This window comes from Asticcacaulis tiandongensis, from assembly GCF_006475605.1.
Taxonomy (GTDB): Bacteria; Pseudomonadota; Alphaproteobacteria; order Caulobacterales; family Caulobacteraceae; genus Asticcacaulis; species Asticcacaulis tiandongensis.
Window position 1 is genome coordinate 1,216,644 of sequence record NZ_SSBC01000010.1, and the last position, 18,406, is coordinate 1,235,049.

21 protein-coding genes are annotated in these 18,406 nt (G+C 57.9%); 13 read left to right on the forward strand and 8 right to left on the reverse strand.

The window, feature by feature from the left end:
- Positions 1-5 precede the first annotated feature (5 nt).
- Positions 6-1,427: a DUF1501 domain-containing protein gene (locus E5201_RS09985; protein ID WP_140985874.1), complete on the forward strand. Its 1,422-nt coding sequence runs from the start codon at positions 6-8 to the stop codon at positions 1,425-1,427.
- A 92-nt stretch (positions 1,428-1,519) separates the two neighbouring features.
- Complete coding sequence (locus E5201_RS09990) at positions 1,520-1,732, forward strand: flagellar basal body rod C-terminal domain-containing protein (protein ID WP_140985875.1); 213 nt, start codon at positions 1,520-1,522, stop codon at positions 1,730-1,732.
- Positions 1,733-1,734: 2 nt separating this feature from the next.
- On the opposite strand, the gene E5201_RS09995 is transcribed toward E5201_RS09990, so the two are convergent.
- Together E5201_RS09995 and E5201_RS10000 are read right to left on the reverse strand one after the other, a co-directional pair.
- Positions 1,735-2,223 (reverse strand): Lrp/AsnC family transcriptional regulator, encoded by a 489-nt coding sequence (locus E5201_RS09995; RefSeq protein WP_246050556.1) that lies wholly within the window; start codon positions 2,221-2,223, stop codon positions 1,735-1,737.
- A 60-nt stretch (positions 2,224-2,283) separates the two neighbouring features.
- Positions 2,284-2,835 carry an NADPH-dependent FMN reductase gene (locus tag E5201_RS10000; protein ID WP_140985877.1) on the reverse strand — a complete coding sequence of 184 codons (552 nt, stop codon included), beginning with the start codon at positions 2,833-2,835 and terminating at the stop codon, positions 2,284-2,286.
- A gap of 300 nt (positions 2,836-3,135) precedes the next feature.
- Between E5201_RS10000 and E5201_RS10005 the strand changes: the two genes are divergently transcribed.
- Complete coding sequence (locus tag E5201_RS10005; RefSeq protein WP_246050557.1) at positions 3,136-5,652, forward strand: tipN; 2,517 nt, start codon at positions 3,136-3,138, stop codon at positions 5,650-5,652.
- Complete coding sequence (gene dgcA / locus E5201_RS10010; RefSeq protein ID WP_181404591.1) at positions 5,652-6,632, forward strand: N-acetyl-D-Glu racemase DgcA; 981 nt, start codon at positions 5,652-5,654, stop codon at positions 6,630-6,632. The genes E5201_RS10005 and dgcA overlap by 1 nt, the downstream gene beginning before the upstream one ends.
- Here the strand turns inward: dgcA and E5201_RS10015 are convergent.
- Positions 6,629-7,846, reverse strand: a complete 1,218-nt coding sequence (locus E5201_RS10015; protein ID WP_140985879.1) for an MFS transporter — start codon at positions 7,844-7,846, stop codon at positions 6,629-6,631. The genes dgcA and E5201_RS10015 overlap by 4 nt on opposite strands.
- A 58-nt stretch (positions 7,847-7,904) precedes the next feature.
- Between E5201_RS10015 and pip the strand changes: the two genes are divergently transcribed.
- Positions 7,905-8,912, forward strand: coding sequence for a prolyl aminopeptidase (gene pip, locus E5201_RS10020; protein ID WP_140985880.1), 1,008 nt, complete (start codon positions 7,905-7,907; stop codon positions 8,910-8,912).
- Between the two features lies 1 nt (position 8,913).
- Here pip and E5201_RS10025 read toward each other — a convergent pair whose 3' ends face one another.
- Positions 8,914-9,219, reverse strand: a complete 306-nt coding sequence (locus tag E5201_RS10025) for a hypothetical protein (RefSeq protein WP_140985881.1) — start codon at positions 9,217-9,219, stop codon at positions 8,914-8,916.
- A gap of 175 nt (positions 9,220-9,394) precedes the next feature.
- Here E5201_RS10025 and E5201_RS10030 point away from each other — a divergent pair, with 175 nt between their 5' ends.
- The 5 genes from E5201_RS10030 to E5201_RS10055 all read left to right on the forward strand — a co-directional run bounded on the left by E5201_RS10030 (position 9,395) and on the right by E5201_RS10055 (position 13,704).
- A complete protein-coding gene (locus E5201_RS10030) occupies positions 9,395-10,141 on the forward strand; it encodes an electron transfer flavoprotein subunit beta/FixA family protein (protein ID WP_140985882.1) in 747 nt (248 codons plus the stop codon).
- 1 nt (position 10,142) lies between these two features.
- Positions 10,143-11,078, forward strand: a complete 936-nt coding sequence (locus tag E5201_RS10035) for an electron transfer flavoprotein subunit alpha/FixB family protein (protein ID WP_140985883.1) — start codon at positions 10,143-10,145, stop codon at positions 11,076-11,078.
- A 131-nt stretch (positions 11,079-11,209) separates the two neighbouring features.
- Positions 11,210-12,088 (forward strand): 3-hydroxybutyryl-CoA dehydrogenase, encoded by an 879-nt coding sequence (locus E5201_RS10040; protein ID WP_140985884.1) that lies wholly within the window; start codon positions 11,210-11,212, stop codon positions 12,086-12,088.
- A gap of 3 nt (positions 12,089-12,091) precedes the next feature.
- Positions 12,092-12,532, forward strand: coding sequence for a hypothetical protein (locus tag E5201_RS10050; protein ID WP_140985886.1), 441 nt, complete (start codon positions 12,092-12,094; stop codon positions 12,530-12,532).
- A gap of 2 nt (positions 12,533-12,534) precedes the next feature.
- Positions 12,535-13,704 carry a DUF418 domain-containing protein gene (locus E5201_RS10055; protein WP_140985887.1) on the forward strand — a complete coding sequence of 390 codons (1,170 nt, stop codon included), beginning with the start codon at positions 12,535-12,537 and terminating at the stop codon, positions 13,702-13,704.
- Here the strand turns inward: E5201_RS10055 and E5201_RS10060 are convergent.
- The 3 genes from E5201_RS10060 to E5201_RS10070 are packed head-to-tail and all read right to left on the reverse strand — an operon-like array spanning position 13,694 to position 14,807.
- Positions 13,694-14,032 carry a gamma-glutamylcyclotransferase family protein gene (locus E5201_RS10060; RefSeq protein ID WP_140986122.1) on the reverse strand — a complete coding sequence of 113 codons (339 nt, stop codon included), beginning with the start codon at positions 14,030-14,032 and terminating at the stop codon, positions 13,694-13,696. The genes E5201_RS10055 and E5201_RS10060 overlap by 11 nt on opposite strands.
- Positions 14,032-14,601, reverse strand: coding sequence for a cob(I)yrinic acid a,c-diamide adenosyltransferase (locus tag E5201_RS10065; protein ID WP_140985888.1), 570 nt, complete (start codon positions 14,599-14,601; stop codon positions 14,032-14,034). The genes E5201_RS10060 and E5201_RS10065 overlap by 1 nt, the downstream gene beginning before the upstream one ends.
- A 5-nt stretch (positions 14,602-14,606) precedes the next feature.
- Positions 14,607-14,807 (reverse strand): twin transmembrane helix small protein, encoded by a 201-nt coding sequence (locus tag E5201_RS10070; RefSeq protein ID WP_140985889.1) that lies wholly within the window; start codon positions 14,805-14,807, stop codon positions 14,607-14,609.
- A gap of 274 nt (positions 14,808-15,081) precedes the next feature.
- Here E5201_RS10070 and E5201_RS10075 point away from each other — a divergent pair, with 274 nt between their 5' ends.
- Both E5201_RS10075 and E5201_RS10080 read left to right on the forward strand, forming a co-directional pair.
- Complete coding sequence (locus E5201_RS10075; protein WP_246050559.1) at positions 15,082-15,723, forward strand: TetR/AcrR family transcriptional regulator; 642 nt, start codon at positions 15,082-15,084, stop codon at positions 15,721-15,723.
- A 48-nt stretch (positions 15,724-15,771) separates the two neighbouring features.
- Positions 15,772-16,185, forward strand: a complete 414-nt coding sequence (locus tag E5201_RS10080; RefSeq protein WP_246050561.1) for a Tat pathway signal protein — start codon at positions 15,772-15,774, stop codon at positions 16,183-16,185.
- Here the strand turns inward: E5201_RS10080 and E5201_RS10085 are convergent.
- Positions 16,182-17,288, reverse strand: a complete 1,107-nt coding sequence (locus E5201_RS10085) for a lactonase family protein (RefSeq protein ID WP_140985891.1) — start codon at positions 17,286-17,288, stop codon at positions 16,182-16,184. The two genes, E5201_RS10080 and E5201_RS10085, sit on opposite strands and share 4 nt — an antisense overlap.
- A 344-nt stretch (positions 17,289-17,632) precedes the next feature.
- Here E5201_RS10085 and E5201_RS10090 point away from each other — a divergent pair, with 344 nt between their 5' ends.
- Entirely contained in the window at positions 17,633-18,370 is a 738-nt protein-coding gene (locus tag E5201_RS10090; RefSeq protein WP_140985892.1) for a GntR family transcriptional regulator, read from the forward strand.
- Positions 18,371-18,406: the final 36 nt, after the last annotated feature.

Below are 18,406 nucleotides of genomic sequence, written 5' to 3' on the forward strand. Positions count from 1 at the left end.
CGGACATGCATATCGACAAAACCAACGACATTACCCGCCGCGTCATGATGCGCAGAGCCTTAGGATTGGCCATGACCGGCACGGCCCTGCCTCTGGCGATGAATCTGGCCGCTTTCGGCGAAGCCGCCGCCTTCGATAACAGCGACTACAAGGCGCTGGTCTGCGTCTTCCTTTATGGCGGCTCGGACCATAACAATACGCTGATCCCCTATGACCTTGATAATTACGATCGCTATCATGCTATTCGCGGCGGCGGCCCCGGTCGTACCGCCGGTCATATTGCCGTCGCGCGCGCCGACCTGAGCGCCACCGCCCTGACGCCTCTGGCGTCACAAACCCTGACCGATGATCTGCGCTATGCACTCAATCCGCAGATGACCGGCCTGAAATCCCTGTTCGATGCCGGAAAAGCCGCCATTCAGCTTAATGTCGGGCCATTAATGACGCCCCTGACACTGGCGCAATTCAACAGCCCCAACCGGGTGCTCTATCCCCTGCCGCCCAAGCTGTTTTCCCACAATGACCAGCAATCGGTCTGGCAGTCTCTGGCGTCCGAAGGGTCAACCATTGGATGGGGCGGGCGCATCGGTGATCTGGCTATGTCGAGCAATAACCGCTCGATCCTGACCTGTATTTCCGCGGCCGGTAATGCGGTCTTCGTCTCCGGCGATCAGGCCCTGCAATACCAGATCAGCCCTAATGGGGCCGTGGCCATCAACCCGCTTCAGACCGGTCTTTATGGTTCTCAGGCCGCCGGAGACGCCCTTCGCACCCTGATCACCCGCACAAGCTCCCATGTGCTTGAGGACGAATTTACCAGGGTCACGCGGCGATCCATCGAAATGGAGGGCATCGTCAATGCCGCCCTGTCGCCGGTCAGTCTGAACACAGCCTTCCCTGCCAATAATTCGCTGGCGGCGCAGATGCGTATCGTCGCCCGACTGATCGGGGCGCGTAACACATTGGGTGCTAAACGTCAGGTATTCTTTGTCTCGCTGGGCGGATTCGACAACCACGACCTTCTGATGGAAAACCATCCGGCCCTGATGCGTCAGGTGTCCGATGCCATGACCGCCTTTTATAATGCTACCGTTGAACTGGGTGTCGCCAACAAGGTAACCGCCTTTACAGCCTCTGATTTCGGACGCACCCTGTCATCAAACGGTAACGGGTCGGATCACGGCTGGGGCAGTCACCACTTTGTCGTTGGCGGTGCGGTCAATGGCGGGCGCTACTTCGGCACGGCACCGCACATATCCATCATAAGCGATGATCAGGTCGGTCAGGGACGCCTCCTGCCCTCCACCTCGGTTGATCAGATGGGCGCGACACTGGCGCGCTGGTTCGGGGTATCAAATTCGGAACTGCCGACGGTTCTGCCCAATATTGGCCGCTTCGGATCGTCAAACCTCGGCTATTTCAGTTAACCGGGCTTAACCCTTTCTCTCAGCACGCCCTTAAACATTCCGGCCTATTCTAAAGTGGACGGATAGGGCGCCGTTGAATGGGATAAGTGGTCATGTCTGCGTTTAATATAGCTGCTGCCGGCGCACTAAATGCGTCGCAGGCCTTTGCCTCATCGGCAGGCCGAATTGCCGCCAATGCCGGCAAGAATGATGTCTTGAGCGATTTCGTCGATCAGATCGAAGCGCGCCACGCCTTTGAAGCCAATGTACAGGTGTTGAAATCTGCCGACGACATGGTCGGACAGTTGCTGAATATTAAGGCCTGATCTCAGGCAACCTTTACGGTGCGGATAGAAAACAGCGACACCAGCTTGGACACACCGGGCATGGTCGACAACACATCACGGTGCACATCCTCATAGGACAGGCTTTCGCGCAGGACGATTTTCAGCAGGTAATCCGCCTCACCCGACATCAGATGGCATTCCTCAATGGCGGCAATCTGAACCACGGCCTTTTCAAATTTTTCAAAGGTTTCGCGGCGCTGATCCTGCAAGGTGACGTGGACAAAAACCACGCCCTGTTTGCCCTGAACGCTTTCGGCAATGACCGCACGATAACCGGCAATCACGCCGCGCTGCTCAAGCAGCTTGACCCGCCGGTGCGCCGCAGACGGCGACAAACCAACCTTTTCACCCAGTTCCGCCGCCGTCGCACGGGCGTCAGCGCGCAACACCTTGATGAGTTCACGGTCAAACGAATCGAGATCGGAAAATTTATCGCTCCCAGCCATGAAATTGAGATTATATGCGGCCATGGCGCGCCACAAGAGACATTTTCAACCCAAAAGCCCTCTTCGGGTCATTTTGTTGCGTTTTCAGTCCGCATAACGCCGGACATGGGCAATAAAGGCATCCAGCCACCCCTGAAGGAAATCACGGCTCTTGTCACCGACCTGCCCGTCTGCGGTCAGAAGACTATCGGTCGCCTGTAAAAAGGCCTCAGGTTGCCCAAGGGTCGGCGCATCGAGATAGGCCAGAATATTACGCAGATGCTGCTGGGCCAGAGACGTGCCAATGGCCCCGACCGACACCCCTAAAACCCCGGCTGGTTTACCCGCAAAGGCGCTCTGGCCATAGGGGCGCGACGCATGATCTATGGCATTTTTCAATACCCCTGGCACAGAGCGGTTATATTCCGGCGTGACGAACAAAAGCCCGTCCGCCGATTTGATCTCACGCTTGAGGCGCAAAACCGCCTCAGCCTGATTGCCGTCATCGTCCTGATTATAAAGCGGCAGGTCATCAATGCGCAGGAATTCGAAGCTCACAGTATCCGGCCCCAGCTTAACCAGCGCCTCAGCCAGCTTGCGGTTAAATGAGTCCTTGCGAAGGCTGCCGACAATGACAGCAACAGACAGATTAGCCATCGGATTTTCCTGAAGGGTTAAGGGTAACGCCAGGCCCCAGCCTAGCCGTCACATAATAAAAATTCAGTGTGGCAAACCGCCTGTCGCCCGTCGTCAAAATCCGCAAAAATTCCATGCGTTTTTCAAATAAACTTTGCCTATTCCCTGACTTGGCATTAGCCTTTCGCCTCCTGGGAGAACCCCTTACCTACGATCCGGCCCGCGACAGGAACAGACAGGCAGATGAAATCACGCATACGCCCCCCTCTTACCCCTCTTAACCTGTCCTCCTCTGAGGTGCGTTCCGAAACGGACACGCCTTTGGATAACGAAGTCGAAAGTGCAGCGGACGATGATCTGGACATACCGGGACGTCAGCCTGAGCCTGTGACCTTTGCCGAACAACCAGACGTGACACTGACCCCGCCACCGGAACCCTCTCCGCCGGAAACCCTGCCACCGGCACCTCAGGACACAACAACCGAACCGGCAACCGCAAACGAAACGCCGCCTGCCCATACCCCTCCCCTGAAGGCGCGGCCCAATGGCATCCTTAAGGTTTCCGGCGGCTCGGGCGGCCTCTTCTGGGGCGGCACGATTTTCGTCAGCCTGCTGTGGGCCCTAAGCCTGACCGCCTTTGTGCTCGGGGCGGAAACCGACCTCAATGCCTTTACGACTGAACCGTTCCGGCTGGTCATACTGGGGGCGCTCGCTCTGTTTCCCATCGGCCTGATTGTCGCCACGGCAGTCGCCCTGCGCCATGCCGCCGCCCTGTCTCAGGAAGCGCGCCGCACAGCCGCTCTGGCCGATGCCATGATTGCGCCTGCCACGGTCGCGGCCGCTGAAACCTCGCAACTGGTGGACAGCCTGCGCCAGCAGGTCGAACAGGCGGTGCGCGCCGTACGTGTGGCCCATAGCGACCTGAGCGACCTGAGCCAGCGCCTGAAATCGGAAACCGAAGCCCTGAACGAGGCCGCAAACCTCGCCCGTTCGACCACCTCAACCATCACCGATGCCTTGGGCCATGAGCGCACGGCCATTACTGCCATGGGCGAAATTCTCGACAAACAGGCACAGGGCGTTATCGAAGCCGTTGACCGTCAGGCACGTATGGTCGCCGATGCCTCTGATCTGGCGCAAACCCAGCTTCAGGAAGCCGAAGCCGCCCTTGCCGCCCGTGCGGCTGACCTGACCACCTCCGCCAATGACGCTCAGGAAAGCGTGCGTGTCATTGCCGAAGATCTTGGCCGTCAGACCCTGCGTCTGGAAACCGCCGGCACCGGCGTCGCCGATCAGATCCGCACCGTTGAGGAAGGCCTTAGTCAGCAACGCGCCGGTCTGGTGTCCGCCGCCCTGTCGCTCAGAGCGGATCAGGAAGACTTTGCCGTGCATCTGGAAAACCAGCGCGCGCAACTGGCCGAGGCACTCAATGTCACGCGCACCGCAACCGTCGAACTGGGGGAAACCTCGTCACGCGGCGTAGATGTGCTGCGTGATCTGGTGCTGCACGCCCAATCCCAGTTCCGTCAGGTGCTGACCGGTGCTGAAAACGAGCGCACGGCGTTTGAAACCCGCATCCATTCCACCCTGTCCAATATTTCGCTGATGGCCGCTGATGCCCGCGATGAGATGGTCAGCGAGACCCAGCGCGCCCTTGAACAACTGCATCAGGCGGCAACTGAGGCCCGCACCGCCGCCGATCAGGCCGCCACCTCGGCCCAGACGCGGGTCGATCGCCTGAATGAATCCCTGTTCGAGGCAGGCAAAAAAGCCGAAGATGTATTTGATTCCCGCATGGCCTCAGCCCGTCGCCTGATCGAAGATTCTGTCGAACTGATTGACGATGCCGGTGACAAGGCTGCCCAAAGGCTGGACGACAGCTTCGCCCATGCCCGTGACGCCATTGCGCAGGTCGATGAGGCTTTGAACGAGATCAATGCCCGCGTTGACGAACTGCCGCAACAATCAAAGGCGCGCCTTGAGGAAATTCGCCGCTCGGTTGAGGAAGGCCTTATGGCCATGACCGACGCCGCCCGTAAGGCTACCGAAGAAACCGAAGCTGTCGATCAGGTGTTTCAGGAACGTGTCCGGCGCAACTATGAAATGCTGACCGAAGCCGTGCGCCTGATGGGTGTGGTCGGTGGCCAGCCGCAACCTTCGGCGGCTTCTGCTCCCAACCCCTATGTCGAACGCTTCGACCGCAGCCGCGACACCGCCAAACCTGCCCGCGTGAGGACCGAGCCTCTGCGTCCTGAACCGGCCCCTATCCTGCCGACGCGCAAACCGCGCCCGGACCGTCAGAATGAACGCTCCGCTGAACCCACGACCGAACGCCCCCCTGAGCGTTCTAATGAGCGACAATCAGTTCAGGACGGCTGGTCGTGGCGCGATCTCCTGAATGGCATGGAGGGCCGCGAAAAGGCACCTGAGGCCCGAAAACCTGAAAAATCGTCCGCACCGGAACCGCAGGCTGAGTCTTACGAAAGCCTTGATGATCTTCTGGTCGCCGAAGTTACGGCCATGGGGGTCGATACCCACTCCCTGCTTAACCGTACCCGCCTGAATGAGATCATCGCCGCCATTATCGCCGATGATAACGAAGGCGCACGTCTGGTTATCCGTCGCGTCGCGCCTGCCGCCATCCGCCGCCTGAGCCGCCGCCTGACCACCGATGCCACCTTGCGCGAACAGGTCAATGAATTTGTCGGCGCTCTGGATCGCCAGATCAATATCGCGCTTCTGACGCCGGATGCACAAACGGCCCTGACCGAGCTTCTGAGCAATCCGGCAGGCCGCACCTATCTGATGTTCGATGCGGCCATCAGCGATCTGATCTGATGCTGTCGCTGGATGTCCGCACCGAGGTCTGGCCCATCGCCGGGCGTTTCACCATTGCCCGCGGTTCAAAAACCGAAGCCCATCTGCTCTATGTGCGCCTGAGCGACGGCCATCACTCAGGTCATGGCGAAGCCGTGCCCTATGCCCGCTATGGCGAGACTATGGAGGCTTCTGTCGCCGCCATCGAAGCCGTGCGCCCTGAGATCGCAGCAGGCGTGACACCTGAGGCGCTTATGTCGCTGATGCCTGCCGGTGCCGCCCGCAATGCGGTGGATTGTGCCCTATGGGATTTACGTGCCAAGCAGACGGGCGTCCGCGCCTTTGCCGCCGCCGGCCTTGAGATTTTCAAGCCCCTGAAAACCGCATACACCTTAAGCCTGGACACCCCCGAAGCCATGGGCGAACAGGCCGCACTTAATGCCCGCCGCCCGACCCTTAAGCTCAAGATCGGCGGGCCGGATGACCTCAGGCGCGTTGAGGCTGTGCGTGCCCATGCACCCAATCCACACCTGATCGTCGATGCCAATGAGGGCTTAGGGCTGGACGACCTTAAGGCACTCGCCCCCGAACTGCACAGGCTGGGCGTGGTGCTCATTGAGCAACCGCTTAAGGCCGGTGAGGATCACGCCTTGGCGGGTTATCGCTGTCCGGTGCCGCTCTGTGCCGACGAAAGCCTGCACACCCGTGATACCCTTGATCACTGTGCGGCCCTTTATGATGCCGTGAATATCAAACTCGATAAGACCGGCGGCCTGACCGAGGCCCTGCTTCTGAAAAAAGCCGCTCAGGACAAGGGCCTTAAGATCATGGTCGGCTGCATGGTCGCCACCTCCCTGTCGATGGCCCCCGCCATGTTACTGGCGCAGGGGGCTGATTTCATCGACCTCGACGGGGCGCTTCTGCTGGCGAAGGATCGCGAACCGGGTCTTGGGACCATCGGGTCCATACTGGAACCGCCCGAACCGGCGCTTTGGGGCTAAGCAGGCTCCGCTTGCCCCATATGCTTGCGATAAAGCCAAAGCGCCACGGCAAAACCGACCGCTGCCATAAGCGCCATCACCCCATAGCCGCGCGCACCCAGCACATCATAGATCGGCCCCGCCGCCAGTGTCGCCAGCCCCATCATCACCCCCATAACATAGGCCGCGCTTATGGTCTGGGCGAGGTTCTGATACCCTTCGGGTGCAAATTTCCGCGTCAGCTCAAGCCCCGCCAGATAACAGGCCGCGAAACTCAGGGCATGCAACATCTGCAACGGCCACAGCATCCACATGGGCGGTGAAAAGGCCATGGCCGCCCAGCGCAGGACACTGAAACCACCGGCCACCAGCAACAGGTTCCACGCCCCGAACCGCCGCCGCATCCTCAGACCAAAGGCCAGCATCAGCACCTCGGTAGACACGCCCGTGGCCCAGAGATAGCCGATGCTCAAGCCGTCATAGCCCTCGCCCTTCCAGATCAGACTGGAAAAGCCGTAATAGAAGGCATGGGCCGCCTGAATGCACCCGAGCGCAATCATCAGCCAGATGAAATTTGAATTCCGCGCCAGCACCTTTACGCGCGCCCAGCCACTGGTTGTCGGCGCGCTTACTTCTGGGGCCGCTTCCAATCTGGGGGCCGCAGGCAGGATAAACCGCGCCACCAAAGCCGTCAGGGCAGCGGCCATGATAATCCATATCAGGATGAGATCGACGCCAAACACCTTAAGGAGAAAGCCCACCGCAATATTGGTGACAATGAAACAGACTGACCCCACGGCGCGCGCACGGCTATAGTCAAACCCTTGCCGCCGCGACAGCTCCATGGTCATGGCGTCCGCCTGAGGCGTCATGGAAGTCGTGCAGGTAAAGCCCAGCAACCAGACAATGACAAACAACAAAAACCGATTGTCGTTAAACAGGGGCCACAGGGCCAGAAGCGCATAGAGACTGCCCCCTGCCGCGGCCATAAAGATCATCGGTGTACGATAAAGCCTGAACGTATCGGCCCATATCCCGATCACCGGCCCCGACACCGCCCTGAGCAACAGGGGAATAGCCAGAATAAGCCCGATCTGCGCCCCTGACATGCCCTTGGCGGCAAACCACAAAGGCATGTAGGGCAGGCTGGCTCCCGTACCGATCAGCAGTAAGCCGTAGAAGATGGCCTGTCGCCATTGGGTGGAAAAATTAAAAAGGGTTGGCGGGAGCGGCATTTTCAGTGTTTGATCAAAAAACGGCACATTGGCCGACTACGCGTAATCCAAAGACATGATGACCGATCAACACAGCGCTTCGCATAGCCGCAGACCCGTACATAGCCCCTACCCCGACATAGAGCCATATGACTACGGCTATATGCCGACCGACGGCAAACATCAAATCTATTATGAGCAAAGCGGCAATCCGGAGGGCATACCGGTGGTCGTCGTCCATGGCGGCCCCGGCGGCGGCACCAGCCCGAACCTGCGCTGCTATTTCAACCCCGAACTTTACCGGATCATCCTGTTCGATCAGCGCGGCTGCGGCAGATCGCGCCCCCATGCCTCACAGGATATCTCGCTTGAGGACAACACCACCTGGCACCTGATTGCCGATATGGAAGCATTGCGGGAAAAACTTGAGGTCGACAAATGGGTGGTGTTCGGCGGCTCATGGGGGTCAACCCTGTCACTGGCCTATGCTATCAAACATACGGATCGTGTGTCGGCGCTGATCTTGCGTGGCATTTTTCTGGTGCGCCGCTCTGAGCTTGAATGGTTCTATCAGGAGGGCTGTTCGCAGATCTATCCCGACCTTTGGGAAAACTATCTGGCTCCCATTCCGGAAAACGAACGTCACGACCTGATGAGCGCCTATTTCAAGCGTCTGCACGGTGACGACTATGCAGCGAAACTGAACTGCGCCCTCGCATGGGCCGGTTGGGAGGGCAACACCCTGTCAATCGAAGGCCCTCCGGAAACGGCCACAAAGTTTGCCGAACCGGAATTTGCCATCGCCTTTGCCCGCATCGAGTCATGGTATTTCCACAATAAGGGCTTTTTCGACAGCGATAACTGGATCCTTGAGAACGTCCATGCCCTGAAAGACGTGCCGGGCTGGATCGTGCAGGGCCGTTACGATGTCGTCACCCCGATGCAGACGGCGTGGGAACTGCACAAAGCCTGGCCCGAAGCCCGTTTCAATGTGGTCAACAAGGCCGGTCATTCGTCTTCCGACATCGGCATCCTGAGAGCACTGGTCGCCGCCGCCGACGACGCGGCGGCGCTTTTAACCGTTTAGGTTAATGAGCGGTTGCTGAGGCAGGAGCCGTCTGCGTCCTTGCCGCCGGTTTTGATACGCGGGCGGCATCTTCGGACGGCCATATAATCTTCTGAGGCTCACCTTCTGTGCGGCCCGTCAGGGTCGGCAGATAGATAGGGGCGGAACAGCTCCGGTACTTGTTTGACCACCACATGCCTTCGGCTTCGCACTTGCGGCGCGGCATTTCATAATAGTTGCCATAAAGCAGGACACCGGCACTGGCAAAAATAAAGACACCCAGCGCGATCAGCTTTACCCGCAGTATCCATTTATTGGCGTTTTTCATTCGATGTCCTTAAATTTCCGCCTTCATACACTGCCCTAAGGTCATGTGCAATTTACTGTCGCGACGGGCTTAAACCTTGTTTTTGTCACTTCTGTGATTGACTTTGGCCGCGCCTCTCGTCACTTATCCCGCATTGGCGAAACCGTCTGTTTCCGCTTCGTGAAGGACAAACAGCATGAAGATATTGGTGCCTGTAAAAAGGGTGTTAGATTACAATGTCAAGGTCAGAGTTAAGAGTGACCAGTCCGGCGTTGATCTGGCCAATGTGAAAATGGCCATGAATCCGTTCGACGAGATCGCTGTCGAAGAGGCCGTGCGCCTGAAGGAAAAAGGCACAGTCACCGAGATTGTCGCCGTTTCAATCGGCGTGGCACAGGCCGAAGCCGTTCTGCGCACAGCTCTGGCTATGGGTGCGGATCGCGCTCTTCTGATACAGACCGACGAAGACCTTGAGCCTCTGGCCGTCGCCAAACTGCTTAAGGCCGTTGCCGAAGAGGAAAAGCCTGATCTGATCATCATGGGCAAGCAGGCAATTGACGGCGACAACAATGCCACCGGTCAGATTCTGTCGACCCTGCTCGACTGGCCGCAGGCGACCTTTGCCTCAAAGGTTGAGGTATCGGGCTCTGAGCTTCTGGTGACCCGCGAAGTCGATGGCGGTCTGCAAACCCTTGGCGTGGCCCTGCCTGCCGTGGTGACCACCGACCTGCGCCTCAATGAGCCGCGCTATGCGTCCCTGCCCAATATCATGAAGGCCAAGAAAAAGCCGCTCGATACCAAGGCGGTCGCTGATTACGGCGTCGATATCGCCCCGCGCCTGAGCGTCCTTAAGGTCACTGAACCGGCCAAACGCTCGGCGGGCATCAAGGTCGACAGCGCCGAAGCGCTGGTGGCCAATCTCAAAACTGCGGGAGTTCTCTGATATGGCTGTTCTGGTTATTGCCGATCATGACGGCGCGCATCTGCGTGACACGACCCTGAAAACCCTGAGCGCGGCGCAAGGCTTATCGGGTGACATTGATGTGCTTGTCTATGGCGAAGGCGTCTCAGCCGTTGCCCCTCAGGCCGCCTCCTTCGCCGGTGTGCGCAAGGTGCTGACCGCCGAAAGCCCTGAGCTTAAGGCCGATATCGCCGAAGCCGTGTCCGCCCTGATCCTGTCTCTGGCCGACAACTATGAAGCCATCGCCATTCCGGCCACGGCTTCGGGCAAAAACTTCGCACCACGCATTGCCGCAAAGCTTGATGTGTCGCTGATTTCGGATGTCATCGACGTCGTATCTGCCGACACCTTCACGCGCCCGATCTATGCCGGCAACGCGCTGGAGACCATTAAAACCTCGGACGCCAAAAAGGTTCTGACGGTACGCCCGACCGCCTTTAAGGCCGTCACCGCTACCGGCGGGTCCGCCAGCGTCGAAGCCGTTTCCGCGCCCGCCGTGGCCCTGAAAACCCGCTTTGTCTCCGACGAAAAAGTCACCTCCGACCGTCCCGAACTGGGCGCGGCCAAGGTCATCGTCTCCGGTGGACGGGCGCTGGGTTCAGCCGAAGAATTCACCTCGGTGCTTGAGCCTCTGGCTGACAAGCTTGGGGCCGCCATTGGTGCCTCGCGCGCCGCCGTCGATGCGGGATACGCCCCCAATGACTATCAGGTTGGTCAGACCGGCAAGGTCGTCGCCCCTGATCTTTATATCGCCGTCGGTATCTCCGGTGCCATTCAGCATCTGGCAGGCATGAAGGATTCCAAGGTCATTGTGGCGATCAACAAAGACCCCGAAGCCCCAATCTTTCAGGTCGCCGACTTCGGTCTGGTGGCCGACTACAAGACGGCCTTGCCTGATCTTCTGAAGGCGCTGGGTTAGGCCTTGAGGTTGCCATAAGGTCACCCTCGGCGTTTATTGTTTTCAAGGCCCTGTCAAACCGGTGACAGGGCCTTGATTATATTCGGGGGCACTATAGTCTCTGTCTCTCAGTTGCATCAGGTTCGGATTACATGATTGATATCAAAAAAGTAGGCATTATCGGTGCCGGTCAGATGGGATCAGGCATTGCACAGGTCTGTGCGCAGGCCGGATACACGGTCATTGTATTTGACCAATCGGCTCAGGCCGTTGCCGACTCTTTTGAGCGTATCAATAAGGGCATTACCCGCTCGGTCGAAAAAGACATCATCACCGCCGATGCCGGTGAAAAGGCGCGCACGCTTCTGGTACCTGCGGCCTCCGCCAGCGATCTGGCTGATTGCGATCTGGTGATCGAAGCGGCAACTGAAAACGAAGACATCAAAAAAGCAATCTTCAAGGCCGTCAGTGAGCACCTGAAACCCGAAGCCATTCTGGCGTCCAATACCTCGTCCATTTCCATCACCCGTCTGGCCACCGCTTCAGACCGGCCGGGCAAATTTATCGGCCTGCACTTCATGAATCCTGTGCCGGTCATGAAGCTGGTTGAGATCATTCGCGGTATCGCCACCGACGCCGAAACCTACGAAGCCGCTGTTCGCTTTGCCGAATCTCTGGGAAAGATCACCGCCAATTCGCAGGACTATCCGGCCTTTATCGTCAACCGCGTTCTGATCCCGATGATCAACGAAGCCATCTACACGCTATACGAAGGCGTCGGCACGGTTGAGGCCATCGACACCGCCATGAAGCTGGGGGCCAACCACCCGATGGGGCCGCTTGAGCTTGGCGACTTTATCGGTCTCGATACGGTTCTGGCGATCATGAATGTGCTCTATGACGGCCTGTCGGATTCGAAATACCGTCCCTGCCCGCTTCTGGTGAAATATGTCGAGGCGGGCTGGCTTGGGCGTAAGACCGGACGCGGCTTCTATGACTATCGCGGCGACAAGCCGGTGCCCACACGGTAATAGATGCAATTTCGCCCACCTGCCTTCCCGTGGATCATTACCGGCCTGATCGGGGCACTGAGCCTGCATGGTCTGGCGTGGTTCTTTTCCCGTGCCTTTGCCATGGACACCGCAGAAGCGTTTTATGAAACCCAGAGACAGGTGATACTGGCCCTGTTCTGGATGGTCAGCGCCATAGCGCTGTGGTCCATGCGCCCGCCTAAGAACCGGCTGACGGCCCTGTTTCACATCATGGCCTGTGCCTTTGTCGTCTGTCTGCTCGGGTCAGCGGTGGCCTTTTTCAACTGGATGGTGGCTCAGAATGTCGCCTTTGCGCCCGGTAACCTGCTGCTGTTTTCAGGATATGCCCTGCTGATGATGCTGGGGCAGTTGTTTCTGGCCTTGCCATCCGCCACCTTACTACAACAGATTATCCTGTCGCCCGAACGTCCAAAGGCAGGCTAGGCATGGGTTCTGCGCGTCTGGCCAGCCTTGACTATATTCGCGGGCTGGCCGTGCTGGGCATACTGGCGGTAAATGCCGCCTCCTTTGCCGCCCCCATGCAATCGGCCAATAATCCGACCCTGTGGCCCATAGCCCTGTCACCGGCGGATTTGTGGACATGGTGGGGCATACACACCTTCTTCGAGGCCAAATTCTACACCCTGTTTGCCATGCTGTTCGGCATCAGCCTCTTTCTGGTGGGGCAAAAGGCCGACAGCGCAACCCCGTTTGCCAAACACCCCCTGACCGGAAGACTGGGCTGGCTGTTGCTGTTTGGTCTGATCCATGGGGCGCTGATCTGGTGGGGCGATATACTGGTGATGTATGCCGTCACCGGCTTTGTTTTCTGGCGCTGGCGCACGGTGAGCGGGCCGAAGTTACTTCTGTGGGGCACGGTTTTCTGGGTGGCCGGTTCTGCCCTCATGGCAAGCATGCTGTTCGGCCTGAAACCGCTTTATGCCTCCCATCCCGACTTCGCGTCTCAGGCGCAGGCAGGTGTCATGGCACAGACCGCCCTTATGCGCGGCAACTTCCTGCACTCCCTGAGCGGTAACCTTAATGAATGGACCAACGGACTAATCTTTACGCTGATCCTCTATATGCCCAAGATTCTGGGCCTGATGATGATTGGTCTCGGCCTGTTCAAGACCGGCTTCTTTGAGGGCCGCTATCCGGCATGGCCCTTCATAGCGGCGGGAGCCATTTCTCTGGGCCTGATCGGCTGGCAGAATCTTCTGGACATGCGGGCCGGATTCCCACCGGGCGACCACGAAGCCATCTATGGTCTGGCCAATGAATTTTTATCCCCCCTCGTCAGTCTGGCCTATGCGCTTGTTCTGATGTCACTGGCCCGCGCAGGCAGCGGTTTTACACGCCTTCTGGAACCGGTCGGGCGTATGGCCTTTACCAACTACCTGACGCAATCCCTGATTATGACCGCCCTTTTTTACGGTGGCAGAGGTCTGGGCCTGTTTGGCACTATGGGCTATGTGCAACTTATGGCTATTGTTGCGGTCATCTGGGTCGCTCAGATCATCTGGAGCCCTATATGGCTCAGACACTTCCGCTACGGGCCGTTTGAATGGCTGTGGCGCTCATTGTCCCAAAGACGTCTCGTCAGGCTCAGGCCTTAACATAGACCCATGCGCGTTCACCGGACTTCAGCGTCACCTCGACCCGCTTATAGTCCGACACCTCATAGGCATCAGCATGCGCAAGTTCTTCAGGCGTAATGCGGAACACCTTCCCCGCGATCTCATCCTGTGCCTTTCCGGTTTCTTTCGCCACCGGATGAAACCGTTCGCCACTGGTTTTCAGCACCTCAGGATCGGTGATCTCAAGCTGATCCATGAACCAGCCGGTCATCGCATCCGCCTGTCCCTCCAGCCGTCGGCCAAAAGTGGCCATCTGCACCGGTTCCAGTTGCAAGGTGCCATAGGAGAACAGGTTTACAGATGTCATCACAGCCTGCCTCCGGCAGGCACCCACAAAACATCCGCCTTGCCGTCGTCATTGGCGCACCGCGCCAGTACAAACAAAAGGTCTGACAGGCGATTAAGATAGGTCAGGGCCGCGACATTAAGCGGCTCAACTTCATGCAGCGCAAAAGCGTCACGTTCCGCCCGCCGCGCCAGGGTACGCGCCACGTGCAAATGCGCGCTCAGGGCCGTGCCTGCGGGCAACACAAAAGACGTCAGGGGCGCCAGTTCCGCATTATGCGCATCAATATCCCCTTCAAGCGCCAGCACCTGTTCAGGTTTTACCCGTAAAACTACGCGGCTGTGATCCTCGGTGGCCTGTGGCACCGCCAGATCCGCCCCAAGGTCAAACAGATCGTTCTGAACCCGCCCCAAAAGCGCGTCCACTTCGCCGCTGGCATACAACCGCGCCACCCCAAGAGAGGCATTGAGTTCATCCACACTGCCGATGACCCCAATGCGGGCGTCGGCCTTGGAACGGCGCGTCCCGTCGGCCAGCCCCGTCGTGCCTTCATCACCGGTTTTTGTGTAGATGCGATTGAGCCTGACCATCGGACTTAGTGATTAGCCTGCCACCAGATAAAGGCGCCCAGACACAGTATGGCAATTGCCTGAAGCAATACCCGCAACCGCATGAGTTTGTTGGACCAGCGATCACGGAATTCACCACCGCGTGCCATGCTGAACACACCGATCAGCAGCACCACCAAAACAGCAGCCATGGCCGCCAGCGTCAGATAGAATAAGAACGTGCTCATAGGCCTGCTCATACGCTTTTTTGTGCCCTGAGACGAGGTTTTTTTATCCGGCTTTTTTCAAATTTGCGCGACGGAAATGAACGCTCATTCACGTTTTACCTGTAAATGCCCCAATACCGCCGTTTTGTGATGGCAAACCCACTTTATCCTTCCGCCACAATTGGCATAGGGATGTTTTTGCGTCTTGCCCTCCCCATATGCGAGACGCACCCCTTACGGGGGCACTATTGGCGTAACCTTTAATTTGTGTGCGATTATGTATAAGGCGTATCTGTTGAAAGAGAAATTTGTTCAGGAAGAGCCCCGCTTGCCCCTCGGGGCCAGAGCGAGATCGAAGGAGCTAAACCGCCTGAAGATTCTGGCGTCTGCCCGAACCCTTTTCCGGGAACGTGGCTACGAAGCCGCTACCTTACGCGATATTGCGTCCGAAGCCGGGCTTTCTACCGGTGCCGTTTTTGCCAATTTTTCGGATAAGAACGAGATTTTCCTCAAGATTGTCGAAGAGGAAACGGCCCGCATTCTGACGGCCATGATCGACGCGCATGACACGTCTCTGCCGCTTGAAGATCGACTGATCAAACAGATGGTCGTGGCCTATGAGGCCGCCCAGCAGGATATCCAGCTGATCCTGTCGGCCTTTGTCATGGACTGGATGCGCCCCGAATCCGCTACCCCCGAAGACCTTAATCGCCAGGGTGATCTGGCACGTCAGGTAATTACCGATACCCTGAAACACGCCGTTGAGCTTAAGGAACTGCCTGAGACCGCCAATATTGCGGTGGCCGCTGAAATTCTCGAAGATGTTGGCTATGCCAATATTCGTCGTGCCTTCTACAGCGGCCTGGGGGCCGTTGAGGTAGCTGAGTGGCTTGATGTGCAGGTACGCCTGATTATTGCAGGTCTTAAGACGCGTTAAGCATAGAGATAAATCGCTTATCAAAGTCTTTGGGCTACAGATAGGCCTATGACCTCCAGAGCCTTATCGCGCAGAGCCTTTCTGTCTGTTTCCGCCGCCTGTACCCTTCTACCCCTGCCTGCCCTCGCGGCCGGGCCGGTGAAGAAGAAGGGCGGTGGTGCCTCCTATACTCAGTTGCCGATGATTACCGTCTTCACGCAATCATGGCATCAGCGGCATGGCACGCTCACTGTCGAAATGGGTCTGGACACCAAAGATGAGGCCCTGAGGCAGACCATCGCCATGAGCCTGCCGCGCCTGCGCGATGCCTTTGTGCGTCGCCTGCAAACCTATGCTCTGAGCCTGAACCGCAGCAGTCTGGTCGATCTCGATTACATGACTCAGGAACTTCAGGCCGCCACAGACGAGGTTCTGAAGAAAAAAGGTGCCAAGGTTCTCCTCAGCACCGTTCTTCTGAACTAACTTACCGGCTGCAACCACACCGGCAGGTTGGACGTAAAGCGCTTGTCCGTCGCCTCAAGCGTGCCATCGTCTTTCAGGTGAAATACCGTAATGACATGGTCATTCTGATGTGCCACCAAAAGCCGTTTTTCCGCCTCAAGCAGCAGGAAGAAACGCGGCCAGTCGCCGCCGGTAGCGATGGTTTGCAAAGACTTTAGGCGACCATCTGCCGCAATCTCATAGACACCGATCGAATTATGCCCGCGATTGGTAATATATACCCGATCACCCGCCGCATTGATGGATATATGCGCCGCAAAGGACTTACCGGTGAAATCCGCCGGAAGCGTAGAGATCGTCTGAATTTCCGTCAGCGTGCCGTCGGCTTCACGTTTGGTCGCCACCAGCGTATTGGCATATTCGGTCAGCACATAGGCGTAGCTGCCGTTCGGACTGAAGGCCATGTGGCGCGGCCCGGCCTTGGCCGGCAGCTTCAGCGCCGTCACGGGGGCGCCCGCCCGTCCCGTTTGCGCATCATAGTCGTAGGCCCGCACCTCGTCATGCCCCAGATCGACGACATAGAGGCGATCCCCTTCCGGCGACCACTGCACCCAGTGGGCATGGCCCTCGCCTTCGGTAGCCGCCTTGAGAATCTGCGGCTCACCGTCAATCGCGCCGGTGGCCGGATCGATGGCATAGACCGCCACAATATCCCCGTGATAGTTGGCGACCGCCAGACGGCGCTTGTCGGGGCTTAGCGCCAGATAGCAGGGTGCACCGGCACCGGATGACACCGCATTGATGGACGTAAGGGCGATCTCACCGGTTGCCACATCATAGGCCGCCACCCGCCCGTCATCGCGCTCATCCGTGACATAGAGTCTGCGGTTTTCGGCATCATAGACCCCAAAAGACGCATTCTCGACCTCGGCAAAGTTGCTCACTGCCGTAAAGCTGTCCTTTTCAGCATCATAGCGCAGAAGCTGAATACCTTTGGCCGCCTCATTACTGTAGGTGCCCGTAAGCAGTAGCTGTTCCCCCGCCGGCTTGGCAGGCTCAGCCTGACACCCCGCAAAACACAGGCCAGCACTTACCGCCAGAGCGGCCATCAAGGTCGTTTTCATTGCATCCCCACAAATTTATATTTGTTTTTTGATGAAACGATCCTGTCCGTTTCATGTCTTTTTGTCTACCCTCTTTGCAAAGTCTGCGGGCTTTTAACAGCGCCAATAGAGAACCAATAAGGGTGAGCGCTACCACTATATTGGGTTTATCCAGAACTTTCATATTTCCAAAACCCCTTACAGTTAAATGATAATCGCTCGATTTTCACACCGCCATCCCGCCCGTTTCCGTCTCAAGATTAGGTTTGACTAGCCAATACCAATATAATAGACCTGACCCGTTGCAGAGGCGCGTCAACTAACGATTCAAAAAGCCATCTGACGATTAGCGGAGCCCTGAAATCATGTCGTTTATTGAAACTGTTGGCCGTCTTGAAAAAGACGATCCCGCACCGCTTTATCTGCAACTGCAAAAGGTTTTGCGCGATGCCATCCGCACCCGCGTTTTTGTCGCTGACGACGCCATTCCGCCTGAGCGCGATCTGGCCGAAGAATTTGATGTCTCCCGCATCACGGTGCGCAAGGCCATAGACGGACTGGTCAACGAAGGGCTTTTGACACGTCGTCGTGGCGCAGGCACCTTTGTCGCCGCGCGGGTGGAAAAAAGCTTCTCAAAACTGTCTTCTTTTTCCGAGGACATGATCTCACGCGGGCGCAAACCCCACAGCGTCTGGGTTAACCGCTCTGCCGGTGGCGTCACCCCCGAAGAGGCTCTGTCGCTCGGCCTGTCACCCGGTTCGCTGGTCTATCGCTTTCACCGCATCCGCTATGCCGACGAAGCGACCATGGCCATCGAATATTCCACCGTGCCCGGCTATTGCCTGCCTGCCATAGAAGCGGTCGGCAGCTCACTTTATGAAGCACTGGAAAAATCGGGCCACCGCCCCGTCCGCGCCCTTCAGCGTTTGCGCGCCGTATCCTTTTCCGCTGAACAGGCCGACGCGCTTGGCGTCAAGGCCGGTGATCCGGGTCTGTTTATCGAACGGCGTGGTTTCCTTGCGGATGGCCGCGCCGCCGAATTTACCCAGTCCTATTATCGCGGCGATGCCTATGATGTCGTTGCGGAACTGAACGATATTTAGAGCGCTTTTCGCAAAACGCTCCGCCAGAGACTGTTT

What these genes read in the sequence shown, in the direction of transcription:
- E5201_RS09995 (WP_246050556.1), bottom strand. Translation starts at nt 2,223, where the DNA reads ATGGCCGCATATAATCTCAATTTCATGGCTGGGAGCGATAAATTTTCC.
- E5201_RS10015 (WP_140985879.1), bottom strand. Translation starts at nt 7,846, where the DNA reads ATGCCGCTCCCGCCAACCCTTTTTAATTTTTCCACCCAATGGCGACAG.
- E5201_RS09990 (WP_140985875.1), top strand. Translation starts at nt 1,520, where the DNA reads ATGTCTGCGTTTAATATAGCTGCTGCCGGCGCACTAAATGCGTCGCAG.
- E5201_RS10030 (WP_140985882.1), top strand. Translation starts at nt 9,395, where the DNA reads ATGAAGATATTGGTGCCTGTAAAAAGGGTGTTAGATTACAATGTCAAG.
- E5201_RS10055 (WP_140985887.1), top strand. Translation starts at nt 12,535, where the DNA reads ATGGGTTCTGCGCGTCTGGCCAGCCTTGACTATATTCGCGGGCTGGCC.
- E5201_RS09985 (WP_140985874.1), top strand. Translation starts at nt 6, where the DNA reads ATGCATATCGACAAAACCAACGACATTACCCGCCGCGTCATGATGCGC.
- E5201_RS10000 (WP_140985877.1), bottom strand. Translation starts at nt 2,835, where the DNA reads ATGGCTAATCTGTCTGTTGCTGTCATTGTCGGCAGCCTTCGCAAGGAC.
- E5201_RS10065 (WP_140985888.1), bottom strand. Translation starts at nt 14,601, where the DNA reads ATGGTCAGGCTCAATCGCATCTACACAAAAACCGGTGATGAAGGCACG.
- dgcA (WP_181404591.1), top strand. Translation starts at nt 5,652, where the DNA reads ATGCTGTCGCTGGATGTCCGCACCGAGGTCTGGCCCATCGCCGGGCGT.
- E5201_RS10080 (WP_246050561.1), top strand. Translation starts at nt 15,772, where the DNA reads ATGACCTCCAGAGCCTTATCGCGCAGAGCCTTTCTGTCTGTTTCCGCC.
- pip (WP_140985880.1), top strand. Translation starts at nt 7,905, where the DNA reads ATGACCGATCAACACAGCGCTTCGCATAGCCGCAGACCCGTACATAGC.
- E5201_RS10085 (WP_140985891.1), bottom strand. Translation starts at nt 17,288, where the DNA reads ATGAAAACGACCTTGATGGCCGCTCTGGCGGTAAGTGCTGGCCTGTGT.
- E5201_RS10070 (WP_140985889.1), bottom strand. Translation starts at nt 14,807, where the DNA reads ATGAGCACGTTCTTATTCTATCTGACGCTGGCGGCCATGGCTGCTGTT.
- E5201_RS10025 (WP_140985881.1), bottom strand. Translation starts at nt 9,219, where the DNA reads ATGAAAAACGCCAATAAATGGATACTGCGGGTAAAGCTGATCGCGCTG.
- E5201_RS10040 (WP_140985884.1), top strand. Translation starts at nt 11,210, where the DNA reads ATGATTGATATCAAAAAAGTAGGCATTATCGGTGCCGGTCAGATGGGA.
- E5201_RS10060 (WP_140986122.1), bottom strand. Translation starts at nt 14,032, where the DNA reads ATGACATCTGTAAACCTGTTCTCCTATGGCACCTTGCAACTGGAACCG.
- E5201_RS10050 (WP_140985886.1), top strand. Translation starts at nt 12,092, where the DNA reads ATGCAATTTCGCCCACCTGCCTTCCCGTGGATCATTACCGGCCTGATC.
- E5201_RS10090 (WP_140985892.1), top strand. Translation starts at nt 17,633, where the DNA reads ATGTCGTTTATTGAAACTGTTGGCCGTCTTGAAAAAGACGATCCCGCA.
- E5201_RS10035 (WP_140985883.1), top strand. Translation starts at nt 10,143, where the DNA reads ATGGCTGTTCTGGTTATTGCCGATCATGACGGCGCGCATCTGCGTGAC.